Origin of the sequence: Bellilinea caldifistulae (assembly GCF_001306055.1) — a bacterium.
Taxonomy (GTDB): Bacteria; Chloroflexota; Anaerolineae; order Anaerolineales; family Anaerolineaceae; genus Bellilinea; species Bellilinea caldifistulae.
The window spans coordinates 96729-109834 of the sequence record NZ_LGHJ01000012.1 but is presented as its reverse complement, the minus strand read 5'-3'; the positions used below and the strand labels follow the sequence as shown (position 1 = coordinate 109834).

The following is a 13106-nucleotide window of genomic DNA, read 5'->3' as shown; positions in this document are numbered from 1 at the left end:
GTCCTTCTGAAAATCAGGCAAAATCTTACCATCCGGCAGGGTTCTCTGAACCCTGCTTTTGTCTGACAATTCAGCCGAAAAGCAGCCCAAAATGCTTGCGTTTCCCCTTTAATTCGTCCATAATAAAGGGGATTGTCCCCATTTTCTTGGATCACCTGAGGAGGAAAAGAATGGCTGTCAAGCAGGCTGTCAAACCCACTCGACTTGAACGCCAGACCCCTGTACCGGCGGATATTGAAATTGCCCAGCAGGCCTTTCTGAAACCGATTACTGAACTGGCCGAAGAACTGGGCCTGCAGCCCGATGAGATTGAGCTGTACGGCCCTTACAAAGCCAAGGTCAAACTGGAAGTTTTAGAGCGGCTGCGGGATGTACCGAACGGCAAGTACATTGATGTGACGGCCATCACCCCAACGCCCCTAGGAGAGGGAAAAACGACCACCACCATCGGTCTGAGTCAGGCGCTGGGGGCGCACCTTGGCAAGTCGGTGATGACCTGCATCCGCCAGCCCAGTCAGGGGCCGACCTTCGGCATCAAAGGCGGAGCGGCCGGCGGCGGTTACAGTCAGGTGGTGCCGATGGAGGATTTTAATCTGCACCTTACCGGCGATATTCACGCCATCACGGCGGCGAACAACCTGCTTGCGGCGGCGATTGATGTACGGATGCTGCACGAATCCGAAGCCACCGATGAGCAGTTGTTCGAGCGCCTTTTCCCCAAGGATAAACAGGGCAAGCGTCATTTTGCAGTGAACATGCTCAACCGCCTGAAAAAATTGGGAATAGATAAAACCGATCCGGATGAAATGACGCCGGAAGAACGCAGCCGTTTCGTCCGGCTGGACATTGACCCCGATTCGATCACCTGGCGGCGGGTGATTGATACCAGCGATCGCTTTTTGCGCGGAATTACGATTGGGCAGGGGCCGAATGAGAAAGGCATGGAACGCAAAACCGGATTCGATATTACCGTTGCCAGTGAGATTATGGCCGTCCTGGCGCTGACAACCTCCCTGGCTGACATGCGCCGTCGCTTTGGGGAAATGGTTATCGGTACCAACCGCAAGGGTGAGGCGATCAACGCCGATGACCTGGGGGTGGCCGGGGCGATGACCGTCCTGATGAAAGATGCTATCAAGCCGACTTTGATGCAGACACTGGAAGGTACTCCGGTGTTCGTCCATGCCGGGCCGTTTGCCAATATCGCCCACGGTAACAGTTCTATCATTGCCGATATGATCGGCTTAAAACTGGCCGATTATGTGGTGACCGAATCCGGTTTTGGCTCGGATATGGGCATGGAAAAATTCTTCAATATAAAGTGCCGTTACTCCGGCCTGATTCCCAACGTGGTGGTGATGGTGGCAACCGTCCGCGCTCTCAAAATGCACGGCGGCGGGCCAAAGGTGGTGGCGGGTAAACCGCTCGACCACGCCTACACCAATGAAAACCTGGAATTGCTGCGGGCAGGTTTGGGTAATTTACTGGCGCACATTGGGATTGCGCGCAAATTTGGTGTGCCGGTTGTGGTCGCCATCAACGCTTTTGCCACCGATACCCAGGCAGAATTGGACCTGATTCGCAAGGTGGCGGTGGAGGAAGGCGGTGCGGAGGATGCGGTGATTTGCAATCACTGGGCTTTGGGCGGTGAGGGCGCCGTCGAACTGGCCAGGGCAGTTGTCAAAGCTGCCGAAAAGCCTTCCCAGTTCCGTTTCCTTTACCCGTTGGATATACCGATAAAGGAAAAAATTGAAATCATCGCCCGCGAAGTTTACGGAGCGGACGGTGTGGATTACGAGCCGTTGGCCGAACAGCGAATTGCCGAGTACACCCGCCTGGGTTTCGACCGCCTGCCCATTTGCATGGCAAAAACCCACCTCAGCCTGAGCCACAATGCGGAACTGAAAGGTGTACCCAAGGGTTTCCGCATTCCGGTGCGGGATATACGGGCTTCGGTGGGGGCTGGTTTCCTTTACCCCTTATTGGGAACGATGAGCACCATGCCCGGTCTTCCGACCCGCCCTGCTTTTTATGATGTGGATCTGGATCTGGAAACCGGCCGGGTCATCGGCTTGTTTTAACGGTAAAATAGGCCATGTGACCTGCGTGGCAGGTTGCTGACCTTTTGTCAGGAGGTGCCCGAGTGGATTTATTCGGTAAGGAAGCCATTTCGGTGGATGTGGGGCAGCGATTGAAGGCGTTGCGGGAAGAACGCGGTATTTCCATGCGCACGCTGGCGCGTAACAGTGGCCTTTCGGCCAATGCGTTGAGCATGATTGAGCGTGGCTTGACATCCCCATCGGTGAGTACTCTGTTCAAAATTGCTACGGCACTGGGTGTGCCGATCACCGATTTTTTCCGCGAGGGTGCCGAGCGTAAAAAAGTGGTGTTCAGCAAGGCCCACGAGCGAACCCGCATTCCCTTCTTACGGGGGGTGTGGGAGGGTATGGGCAGTGAATCCTTCAGCGGGCGATTGAACGCCTTTACGATCACATTGGAAAACGGCGCCAACAGCGGCCCGCATCCCATCGTCCACACCGGTTCCGAGTTTGTATTCTGCCTGCGCGGGCATCTGGAGTACGAAGTGGATAATGATCGCTATCAGCTGGAGGCAGGCGACAGCCTGATTTTTGCGGCTCACCTGCCTCACCGCTGGCGCAATCCTGGGCCGGTGGTTTGTACGGCGATTGTTGTGATCTCGTGTCATGCCGAGGGTGACAAGGCCGCCGAATTCAAGCACATCCTTGAAAACATCCAATCCGAAGCCGAATAAGGCGTGTTTTTGACCATTTACATGGTGAAACATGGCTTTTTTTGATCTGCCTTTGGACGAATTGCGCCGCTATCAGCCGGCTGTGAGCGAGCCACCGGATTTTGATGCGTTTTGGGCGGCCACTCTGGAACAGGCTGAGCGGTATGCGCTGGATGCCCGCTTTGAAGCGGTTGATTTTGGCTTGCGCACGGTCAAAACTTATGATGTGACTTTCAACGGTTACGGCGGACAACCGATCAAGGGATGGCTGATGCTGCCGGCTAACGCCGCCCAACCATTGCCGCTGGTGGTCGAATATGTGGGCTACGGCGGCGGGCGCGGTTTTCCTACCGAATGGCTGCTCTGGTCCAGTGCGGGGTATGCTCATCTGGTCATGGATACGCGCGGACAGGGCAGTGTCTGGCGGCAGGGAGATACACCGGATGTAGCCGAAGGTAGCAGCCCGCATTCGCCGGGGTTTATGACTTTGGGTGTGCTTTCTCCCGAGACCTATTATTACCGGCGGGTGTTTGTGGATGCCGTCCGCGCGGTACAGGCTGGACGCAGTTTTCCGCTGGTGGATGCCAAACGGGTGGCAGTGACGGGAGGTAGTCAGGGGGGTGGTATCAGCCTGGCGGTGGCCGGCTTGATGCCCGAGGTGAGGGTGTGCATGCCGGATGTGCCGTACCTGTGCCACTATCAGCGGGCGATAGAAATTACCCCCTCCGGGCCGTATCAGGAAATTGCTCAGTTCTGTCAGGTGCATCGTCAGCGTACCGAACAGGTTTTCAAAACCCTGGCATATTTCGATAATGTCTTTTTTGCAACCCGTATCCGAGCCCGTTGTTTGTTTTCGGTGGCGCTGATGGATGAGATTTGTCCTCCCTCGACAATTTTTGCGGCTTATAACCGCATTACGGCTCCCAAAGAGATGCGCATTTATACCTATAATCATCATGAGGGTGGTGGCGCTCATCACGATATTGAAAAAATCCGTTTTCTGGATGCGGCGCTGGCTGATCATTAACCGCCAGATTGAATCTCGACCGCCCCGAACAAGCCTGTTCACTCCCTTGCACGGATTCAGAGAAATGGCATGTTGAAATTCGGTAAAAAAAGAGGCGTAAAACCGCCCCTTCCTCCTAAGAAGAAGGTCAACCGGGCGGATTTGACCATCCCGGAACATCTCAATGAATTACGTCAGCGTTTGCTGCGCGGGCTGCTGGCGATGATTGTTGCGGTATTGATCTGTTTTGCCTTTGGCGAGCGACTGATCGCCATTCTCGCCTACCCGATTGGGGGAATTGACCGGCTGATTTCGATTGAAGTCACCGAAAATGTTTCGGTTTTTATGCGGGTTTCGCTGTTGGGCGGTTTTATCCTGGCCTTTCCTTACATTTTGTATGAAGCGTTGGCTTACATTCGTCCGGCACTGGAAGATCACGAATGGCGTGGTTTGCTGATAGCCATTCCGTTTGCCACCCTTTTATTCGTCAGCGGTGTGTTGTTTGCCTATTTTGTGATGCTACCGGCGGCTTTGCCCTTTTTGATCAGTTTTATCGGTATTACCACCACACCGCGTTTATCCAATTATTTCAGCTTTGTTACCGGTTTGTTGTTCTGGATTGGGGTCAGCTTTGAAACGCCGCTGGCAGTATATCTAATGGCGCGTTTCCGATTGGTGACGGCGGAGGTACTGGCTAAGCAATGGCGGATTGCAGTGGTGGTCATTGCTGTGCTGGCGGCTTTCGTTACTCCGACTCCCGACCCGGTCAACATGGGACTGTTGATGATCCCGCTGTTGGTGCTATACGGATTGAGTATTCTTATGGCTAAAATTGCAAGGCCTGCCGGGGCGGAGAAATGATCGTTTTTTGTGTTAGAATTCAGGAAGAAGGAGCGTGAGAGATGATTCGGAATTTCAGCGGTTGGGAATTACTTGTCGTTCTGGTGATTGTGCTGCTGCTGTTTGGAGTGGGACGAATTTCTAAAATTGCCAAAGAGTTAGGCAGTGGTATCCGCGCCTTTCGGGAAGGTTTGAAAGGCGAAGAAGAACAGCCAGACAGGGATAAAAGCGATACGGAGTGAGAGGGGATTTTCCCTCTCAGCCCTGACTTTCGTCAGAGGGGGGTGTGGATCTTTCGGCCGGCTGCTCAGACGCATCAGCCGGTGAAGGAGGGTTGGAGGAGGACGGTTTGGCGTCCCATGGGATCGGCCGCAGGCGCGGGTCTAATTGTTGAAAATCTGCCTCGGTGAGTTGGCTCTCTTGAGGCAATTCCTCTGAAAACTCCCGCAAGGATTTGCGGGTTTTTTCGTTAAATTCTTCCAGCCCCGCTTCTCGAACCAGGATGGTTGGCATTTCGCGGATTTCGCGGGTGGTATCCATAAAAATTTTCCAAAATGGCGAACGAATGATGGCGCGCACACCTTTGCCGATGGTCAGGCCGGCTTTTTTCATCCCTTCCGGCCCCAGCAAAATCAAGGCCAGCAGGAAGATAAACAGTAATTCGCCAAATCCAACGTTAAAAATTTCCATTGGTGAGACTTTTGGGTCGGTGGTTGTGGGTTGACCTGAATTATAACCCTATTTGGCGTACCGATAGGTCAGGCGGATGCAGGTGCCCTTCCCAGGTGCGCTTTGGACTTGCAGGTCGGCTTTGATGGACAGGGCTCTCTCCCGCATAATTTCCAGCCCAAAATGAGCCGGTGGTACGTTGTGCTGGTCAAAGCCGTGGCCGTCATCGCGTATGGTCAACCTCAGGCTGTCTCCATCATGGATAAGATCTACTCCTACCCGTTGGGCGTGAGCGTGGCGGGCGATGTTGTTCAGGGCTTCCTGAGCGATGCGGTAAAAGGCAATTTGCACATCGGCGGGCTGCTTTGCCACCGGTTGAATGCTGCAGGTGATTTGAAGCCGGGTACGGCTGGTGAATGCATCACACAATTGCTGAATCAACTCCGACAAGTCGGCCTCCAACAGTGAGCCGGGGCGTAATTCCACCAGCAGGGAACGCATCTCCGCCAGGGCGCCACGACTGAGCAGGCGTAGTTCTTCCAACCTGCGCAGGCCTTCCTGGGGATTACGCTGCCAGAGGCGGGGCAGCACATCGGCAATCAGCGTGCTGGCAAACAGGGTCTGGGTCACGGCGTCATGCAGGTCGCGGGCGATTCGGCTGCGCTCGCTGATTTTGGCCAGTTCCTCTGCCTGCCGGCGTAAATTGGCATTGCCGATGGCCAGGGCAGCCTGATCGGCAAGCGTCAGGGCGGTTTTATAATCTTCTTCGGAGAGAGCCCCCGGTTGAGAAAAGGAAAGGATCAACCCGCCATCCACATGATCACCGCTTGCAAGAGGAATGGCCAGCAAAGCCCCATTTTCGCCGGGGAACAAGGCTTTTCGGGGATGCTGCTGGCGGTACTCGCGCATGTCCTTGATTAAGGTGATCTGTCCTTTGAGGGTTTCTTCCACCAAAGCCGCGTAGGCTTGCAGGTTCGGGGGCAGTTCTCCGGCCATTTCCTGAGGCGGCTCACCGGGAGGGTGGTAAAAAATCAGCGCATGGCGGGCATTTACCAATTGGAGAGCCTGATGGATGATGTAATCCAGGCTTTCCTGGAGGGACTGGTTGGTATTCAGGATGGCGATGATTTCGCGCAGGCCCTCGGCAACTTCTCGGCGGCGCTCAATTTCGTGGGTGCGTTCCAGGATGATCTGTTCCAGGGCGCGTTTCTGGCTTTCGACCCGCTGCAGGCGTAAGCGGTAACCGGCATAAACCAGTCCCAGCACGCCCAGCCCGCTGAGCAGGATGAACCAGCCGCGTGTGTAAAACGGGGGAGTTACCTGAAGATTTACGGCAATGCCCGCTTCATTCCAGACTCCGTCATTGTTGGCGGCTTTGACCCGCAGGACATAATCGCCGCCGCGCAGATTGGTGAAGGTCACAAAATTGCGATTGCCCAAATCATTCCAGTCACTGTCGAAACCTTCCAGTTTGTAGGCAAACCGATTTTTGTGCGGGGCGGTAAAGTCAAGGGCGGCAAATTCAAAACTGATGAAGGTGTCCCGATAACTCAATGAGATGGTTTCGCCATCCGGCAGGTTTGTCCGCTCAACCTGATTGTAGAGAGAGAAGGAACGGATTATGACCGGCGGCGGGAAGGGATTATCCTTAACTTGATCGGGGTAAAAACTGATCATTCCGTTGACGCCGCCGAAAAAGAATTCTCCCTGAGGGGATATAAAGGCTGCCCCGGCGTTGAATTCGTTGCCGGTCAGTCCATCACTGACATCATAATTCCGAAAGTTGCGGGTCACCGGATCGAAACGCGAAAGTCCGCGGTTGGTGCTTAGCCACAAATTACCGCTCGAATCGGGCAGGATGGCATAGACGGTGTCATTGGCGAGGCCGTCCTTCTCGGTGAAGACGGTGAAGACGCCGGTTTGACGGTCAAGCCGGTTCAAACCGCCGCTCCATGTGCCGAACCAGGCCGTCTCTTCATCTTGAAGATACATGCTGAGGACGGTATTCGACGAAAGTGAACCGTTCTGGCGATCCCCGGCGTGGTATTGGCGGACGAATTGTTCCGTGCGCGGATCAAAGACAAAAACGCCGTCATATGTGGCAATCCACAGGTAGCCGTTTTCATCTTCGCGGATTGACCGTATCAATTGAGCGGAATTGTTCGCAGATGGAAGTGTGTAACGCACGAAGGTCTGGCTTTCGGGTTCAAAGCGGTGGAATCCATAACCTCGGGTGCCCACCCAAAGCCGCATCTGGGAGTCTTCGAAGAAGGTGGTAATGGAATACTGAGCCGTTTGATTGCGGTTTTGTGGATCCAGCATATAGTGGATGAAGGAGTTGGTTACGGGGTCGAACCGGTCAACGCCGGCGTTGGCTGTGCCAATCCAGAGTGTGCCTGTGTGATCGGTGAACAATGCGCGAATATCGTTGCTGGCAATGCTTTCCGGGTTGTTTGGCAGGTGATAGTAGTAACGCATCCGCCCGCTTTCTCGTTCCAAGCGGTTCAGACCACCGGAAAGCGTGCCAATCCAGATTGTCCCATCCGGCGTCTGGCTGATGGCGAAAACTGTGCTGTCGCTCAGACTGGAGAGGTCGCCGGGGCGCTGGGTGTAGCGCTGAAACTTATTGGCGAAAGGTGCAAACCGATTGACACCCCCGCCAAATGTCCCCACCCACATCACCGCGCCGCGGTCTTCATAAAGGGCAGTGACCACGTTGTTGTTTAAACTGGCAGAGTCGTTACGGTCTTTGCGAAGGTGGCTGAATTGGGTGCTGCCCGGTTGCAGCAGGCTGATTCCCTCGCGGGTGGCAACCCAAATAACTCCCCGCTCGTCCTGAAGAATATCGAACACCTGATTGGAAATCAAAGAAGCCGGATCATCGGGGTCGTTCTGGTAGCGCTCGAATCGTCCGGTTGCCGAAATCATCCGATTCAAGCCGCCGCGCTCCGTGCCAATCCATAAAGTTCCCTCATGGTCAACGAAAAGCGAACGGCAGCGATTATCGCTGAGCGAGTAGGGGTTGAAGCGGTTGTAACGATAATGCGTGAAATAGCCGCTGGTCGGGTCGTAATGGCTCAAACCCCCATCGGTTGCCAGCCACAAACCGCCCAATCCATCAGGAGCAAGGTCGTAAACATCCCGACTGGGCAGGCTTTTGGGGTCGTTTTCAACCGGCATGAAGTGGAGAATTTCTCCGTTTGCGGGGTTGAGGCGGTTCAACCCGCCGGCCTGGGTTGCCACCCAAAGAATGCCGTGTTCATCTTGTAACACGGCTTCAATCGTGCTGCCCCATAAGCCAGCCTGGCCGATTTCAACCAGCGGGTAGTGATCGAATTCATTCTGGCTGATGCGATAGCGATCCAGACCGCTGGTGGTGCCAATCCACAGGTCGCCGCTGCGGTCAAGGTACAGGCTGGAAATAACGTTCGATTGCAGGCTGTTCGGGTTTTGAGGGTCGTGTTTGAAGATTTCAAAACCAAGACCGTCGTAGCGGTTCAGCCCTTCCTCGGTGCCAAACCAGAGGAAACCCTGCCGGTCCTGAACAATTGCCCAAACAGAACTTTGCGAAAGACCGTCTTCAACCGTCAGATGATCGAAGCGGATCTGACCGGTGTACGCTTGAGCGGGGTATGCTGGCGTCCCCAATGAGACAATGGACACCAGCAGGAAAATCAAACCGCGTAGAAAATTTCGGAAGTTCAATCTTTCACGCTTTCAATTTCAGAAACTTGCTCAGAGATTATACCGGTTTGTGAAGATTTTTACGCCCGTCATTCGGGGAGGTTTATTTGCCTGTGTGGAGGTTTTTTTTAATGTATGGTCTGATTTACCCGGAAAACCTTGTACAAGCGTCGAGGGTCTCTTCCCTGATCGCCACCCTCTTCGTAAAATAGAGGTGTAGTTGGTTCAATTGCCAATTGCTCCTCCTGGGTGAAGCGGTGAAAAATGGGAAGCCGCGGGTTGGGTTTGGAATGCTGAGCCGTCCTTAGATGGACGGCTCAGCGCTTTAAACACCTGTAGCCGAAGCGGATAATCAGGAAAGAATGATCCGCCCATCCAGCGCAAGCGCGCCCTGCCGGAAGACCCGCAACGGATTGATTTCCATTTCAGCAATTTGGGGAAAGTCCAATGCCAGCTGACTGAGGCGCAGGATGACATCCACCACGGCCTGCAAATCATAGGGTTCTTCTCCACGAAAGCCGCTGAGCAGTTTTCCGGCATGAGTCTGGTGAATCATGTCCAGCGCCTCGCGGCGGGTGAGGGGGGCAACCCGGAAGGATACATCCCCAAACAATTCCACATAAACACCCCCCAGCCCGAACATGATCAGCGGCCCAAAATTGGGGTCGCGGCGCATGCCGATGATGACTTCCTGCCCTTTGTCCGCCATCCGCTCGACCAGCACCCCTTCAAGGCGTGCCTGGGGCAGGCGGTTGGCGATGCTTTCCATCATTTCCTGATAGGCTGTTCTGACCTCCTGCGGATCGTTCAGATTCAGGCGGATTCCGCCAAAATCCGATTTGTGCAGGATATCCGGGGAAATGATTTTGAGGGCGACCGGAAATCCGAGCCGGCGAGCAGCCTCAGCGGCTTCTTCAGGGCTGTGGGCGGCTTGACCGGCAACCAGCGGGATGCCGTAAGCCTCGAACAGCGGGCGGGTTTGAGCCTCACCGAGGGCCTCCTGCCCGCCAGCCTGGCCTAAAATTTGGGCGGCTGCGGCGCGGTCAAATTCATTGAATTGGGCGGCTTCAAATTCCGACTGCTGCCGCCAGCGTGCATATTGGAGCATGGCGCCCAAGACTCGCCCGGGAATTTCCGGGAAGACGTACATTGGAATGCCACTGCTGTGCAATCGCTGGCGGGCTTGTTGTACACTCCATTCACCCATGAAACAGGTCAGCACCGGTTTTTGGCGGGAACCGCTGACATGAATAATCTTTTCGGCTACTTCCAGTGGGTTAACCAGAGCCTGCGGTACGAGGATGACCACCGCCGCATCCACATTGGGGTCGGCGAGGGCTTGCTGCAGGGCGAATTCGTACTCCGGCGGCTCAGCCCCGCCAAGCATGTCAATTGGGTTGGCAACCTGAGCGGCCGGGTTAAGCCGCCCGCGCAGCGCCGAGCGGGTGTGTTCTTCCAGATCGGCAATTTGCAAACCGTTTTCTGCCAGGCTGTCGGAGAGCAGGGCTGCTGGCCCTCCGGCGTTGGTAATGATCGCAACCCGATTACCTTGGGGCAGAGGCTGATGGGCAAGTGCCATGGAAATATCGAACAGGTCGCTGACCGTTTGGGCTTCGATGACGCCAGATTGCTGAAAGGCGGCCCGATAGGCGGCATGGGAACCCGCCAGTGAACCGGTGTGTGAGGAAACCGCCCGCGCACCTGCGCCGGTGCGTCCGGCTTTCAGCAGAACAATCGGTTTTTGCGGGGTGACCCGCCGGGCTGCCTGCATAAACCGCTGACCATCGCGAATCATCTCCACATATACGGCGATGACGCGGGTATGCTCTTCTTCACTCAGGTATTCGATGACGTCCGTTTCGGTGATGTCGGCTTCGTTTCCGAGACTGGCAAAATTGGCAAAACCGATGAACTTGTCCCGGATGTAATCTACCACTCCACCGCCAACAGCCCCCGATTGGGAGATAAAACCGATGCCACCCCGTTCGGGCACGCCTTGAATGAAGGTGGTGTTCAACCCGGAATACAAATCGAGCGTACCGACACAGTTCGGGCCGATCAACCGCATTTGATAGCGGGAGGCAATTTCCAAAATCTGTCTTTCCAGGGCTGCCCCTTGCTCGCCCACCTCCTTGAAGCCGCCGGAAATGATGATCACGGCCCGAATGCCGCGCTGGCCGCAGGCTTCCAGGGTGGCGGGAATAGCCGGGGCCGGCAAGACGATCACAGCCAGATCCAGCGGGTCGGGAACGGAGGTAATATCCGGGTAACACTTCAAACCGAGAATTTGATCGGCTTTGGGGTTGACCGGGGCAATCTGTCCCTGATAGCCATACAGGGTCATGTTACGAAGGATGCCGTAGCTTAATTTATTGGGTGTGGCCGATGCGCCAATAATGGCAACGCCGCGCGGCGCGAAGAAGGATTTTAAGCCGTGCTGCATGAATTCCTCCTGATTTTCTGACTGGGGATGGCTAATTTATTGTAGCCAATTCGGGATTATTTTGTTAGTGATAAAAATAACCACTCTCGATCAGCGCTCTCGAAATACGAGCAGGCTATCATGAATCTGGATGGTATCTCCATCATTCAGCGTGCGGGCAGATTTGACCGGTTCTTGATTGATCAACACCGGGATGTCGCTGAACATAACTTCCAGATAATACCCTTTCCTGGCCTTGCGGATCCACAGTTCGATATATTCCGCACCGGAAAGTGGAATCTTGACCGGGAAAGCGGGGTCGTTCCCGATGCGCACGATTCCATCGGCCGGCAGCGGCTTTTCAATCGGCGCTTTACCGCTGACGGGGATGAGCAGATGCGGACGCTGGATGCTGCCCCTCCGCGAGATTTGCAGCGGTTTTCCCCCATGCCTCCGGGCAAGGTCATTCACCAGCCAGTTGCTTTGTGCGGCAAAGGAATGGCCGGCTTTCCGGCTCTCGGCGTGCGGACGGGGAGTTTCCCTGGGGAAGCCGAATCGAACGAGCAGACTGCCTGGCCGCAGATTTTTGGACAAGGACTGCCAAAATAACAGCAAACCGGAACACACCAGTAACCCCAAGGAGAGGATGAGCAAGGTCATTCGTTGCTGCCAGATCCAGCCGGCTGCCTTCAGCCAGATGGAAAATCCCCAGAGGAGGTCCTGACGGTAAACCGGCTCAATTTCCTGAAAGATTTGATTGAGCAGGTAGGTGGTGTTAGCCAGTTGAATTTCGACCGACTGGCAGGCGCGACTTAAGCGGATTAAGCTGATGTAGGTTGAATCCGGCAAGGAACTGACCGGTGAAGAGATGGGCTGTTTCAGGGTAAAAGCATTCAACCCGTTGTCGCCCGTCAAACTGTTGATCTGACGGATGAGAGTCAGGTTGGCACGCCGAACGTCGTACAATCTACGCAAGACGGCTGGGGTATTGCGGTAAATCCCTTCAACGGCTTGCAGCCTGAGCAGCGCATCCTCGCTGTTTAATTGACGAAGCCAGACCGCAAGTTGAGGGGTGTTGAGCGGAATTTCGAAGGACTTTTGCAGGGTTAAAATCGAGTGGGCGATTGCTGAAAGCTGCTGCCGGTCAGGGGTGTTGGTCTGCAGTTGCTCTGGGGTGGGGTCGGACAAGCCGGGCGTGCTTTCCTCCGGCAGGATGAGCTGCTCACTGACGGACTGAACCAGGTCGGCTGGCAGCAAGGTGGTTTTGAATTGTTCCAGGGCGGCGAGTTTGTCTTCAAAACCGGGTTGAGAGGCGAGCAGTCCGCTAACCCGCTCGATGACCGGAAGATAGGGATTTAAGGAAAGCGCCAGGCTGGCAAGCGGCAGGGTTGAAAGCAACAACGCGGCAAGCACCAGAATCAACAATCCGGCTTGCTGGCGGGGGGATTGGCGCTGCCAGATCCCTCGCATGTTGAGGGTGATCTGGCCGAGCAGATTTTCCCCGGTCGGATGGGGATGAGAGTTTTTCCTGCCGATGTTCATGGGAGTGGACTCAGTGGTTGTGTCGGTTTTTTCCCCGTTTTTGCGTACACCCGAATGCGAGATGAGGTTGTTGAGATCTTTTCAAGCAAAGCGACGCCGGTAGCGTACTGCGCCAATATTCACCCCATCCCCCGATTGAGAGACAAGTAACACATATAAGTATAGACCATTTTGATCAAAGGGTTGGAAAA

Annotated in this window: 9 protein-coding genes; 5 read left to right on the top strand and 4 right to left on the bottom strand. The window is 54.9% G+C overall.

Features of this window, described 5'->3' with window-relative positions; all coding sequences use genetic code 11:
* Positions 1-170: 170 nt before the first annotated feature.
* From AC812_RS06535 to tatA, 5 genes are all read left to right on the top strand, one after another.
* Positions 171-2081, top strand: a complete 1911-nt coding sequence (locus AC812_RS06535) for a formate--tetrahydrofolate ligase (RefSeq protein WP_061919306.1) — start codon at positions 171-173, stop codon at positions 2079-2081.
* 62 nt (positions 2082-2143) lie between these two features.
* Entirely contained in the window at positions 2144-2773 is a 630-nt protein-coding gene (locus AC812_RS06530) for a cupin domain-containing protein (RefSeq protein WP_061919304.1), read from the top strand.
* A gap of 31 nt (positions 2774-2804) precedes the next feature.
* Complete coding sequence (locus AC812_RS06525) at positions 2805-3779, top strand: acetylxylan esterase (RefSeq protein WP_061919302.1); 975 nt, start codon at positions 2805-2807, stop codon at positions 3777-3779.
* 69 nt (positions 3780-3848) lie between these two features.
* Positions 3849-4619, top strand: coding sequence for a twin-arginine translocase subunit TatC (gene tatC, locus AC812_RS06520; RefSeq protein ID WP_061919300.1), 771 nt, complete (start codon positions 3849-3851; stop codon positions 4617-4619).
* 41 nt (positions 4620-4660) lie between these two features.
* Positions 4661-4840 (top strand): twin-arginine translocase TatA/TatE family subunit, encoded by a 180-nt coding sequence (tatA, locus tag AC812_RS06515; protein ID WP_061919298.1) that lies wholly within the window; start codon positions 4661-4663, stop codon positions 4838-4840.
* Positions 4841-4856: 16 nt separating this feature from the next.
* On the opposite strand, the gene AC812_RS06510 is transcribed toward tatA, so the two are convergent.
* The 4 genes from AC812_RS06510 to AC812_RS06495 form a co-directional block, all read right to left on the bottom strand.
* On the bottom strand, positions 4857-5288 hold the full coding sequence (locus tag AC812_RS06510) for a twin-arginine translocase TatA/TatE family subunit (RefSeq protein ID WP_061919296.1): 432 nt from the start codon (positions 5286-5288) through the stop codon (positions 4857-4859).
* 48 nt (positions 5289-5336) lie between these two features.
* Positions 5337-8972 (bottom strand): two-component regulator propeller domain-containing protein, encoded by a 3636-nt coding sequence (locus AC812_RS06505; protein WP_061919293.1) that lies wholly within the window; start codon positions 8970-8972, stop codon positions 5337-5339.
* A gap of 331 nt (positions 8973-9303) precedes the next feature.
* The gene (locus AC812_RS06500) at positions 9304-11394 is read right to left on the bottom strand and encodes an acetate--CoA ligase family protein (RefSeq protein WP_061919291.1); all 2091 of its coding nucleotides are present in this window, start codon (positions 11392-11394) and stop codon (positions 9304-9306) included.
* A gap of 90 nt (positions 11395-11484) precedes the next feature.
* Complete coding sequence (locus AC812_RS06495) at positions 11485-12915, bottom strand: FHA domain-containing protein (RefSeq protein ID WP_061919289.1); 1431 nt, start codon at positions 12913-12915, stop codon at positions 11485-11487.
* Positions 12916-13106 lie beyond the last annotated feature (191 nt).

Coding starts and splice junctions, on each gene's coding strand:
- AC812_RS06495 (WP_061919289.1), bottom strand. CDS start 12,915: ATGAACATCGGCAGGAAAAACTCTCATCCCCATCCGACCGGGGAAAAT.
- AC812_RS06525 (WP_061919302.1), top strand. CDS start 2,805: ATGGCTTTTTTTGATCTGCCTTTGGACGAATTGCGCCGCTATCAGCCG.
- tatC (WP_061919300.1), top strand. CDS start 3,849: ATGTTGAAATTCGGTAAAAAAAGAGGCGTAAAACCGCCCCTTCCTCCT.
- AC812_RS06535 (WP_061919306.1), top strand. CDS start 171: ATGGCTGTCAAGCAGGCTGTCAAACCCACTCGACTTGAACGCCAGACC.
- AC812_RS06500 (WP_061919291.1), bottom strand. CDS start 11,394: ATGCAGCACGGCTTAAAATCCTTCTTCGCGCCGCGCGGCGTTGCCATT.
- AC812_RS06510 (WP_061919296.1), bottom strand. CDS start 5,288: ATGGAAATTTTTAACGTTGGATTTGGCGAATTACTGTTTATCTTCCTG.
- tatA (WP_061919298.1), top strand. CDS start 4,661: ATGATTCGGAATTTCAGCGGTTGGGAATTACTTGTCGTTCTGGTGATT.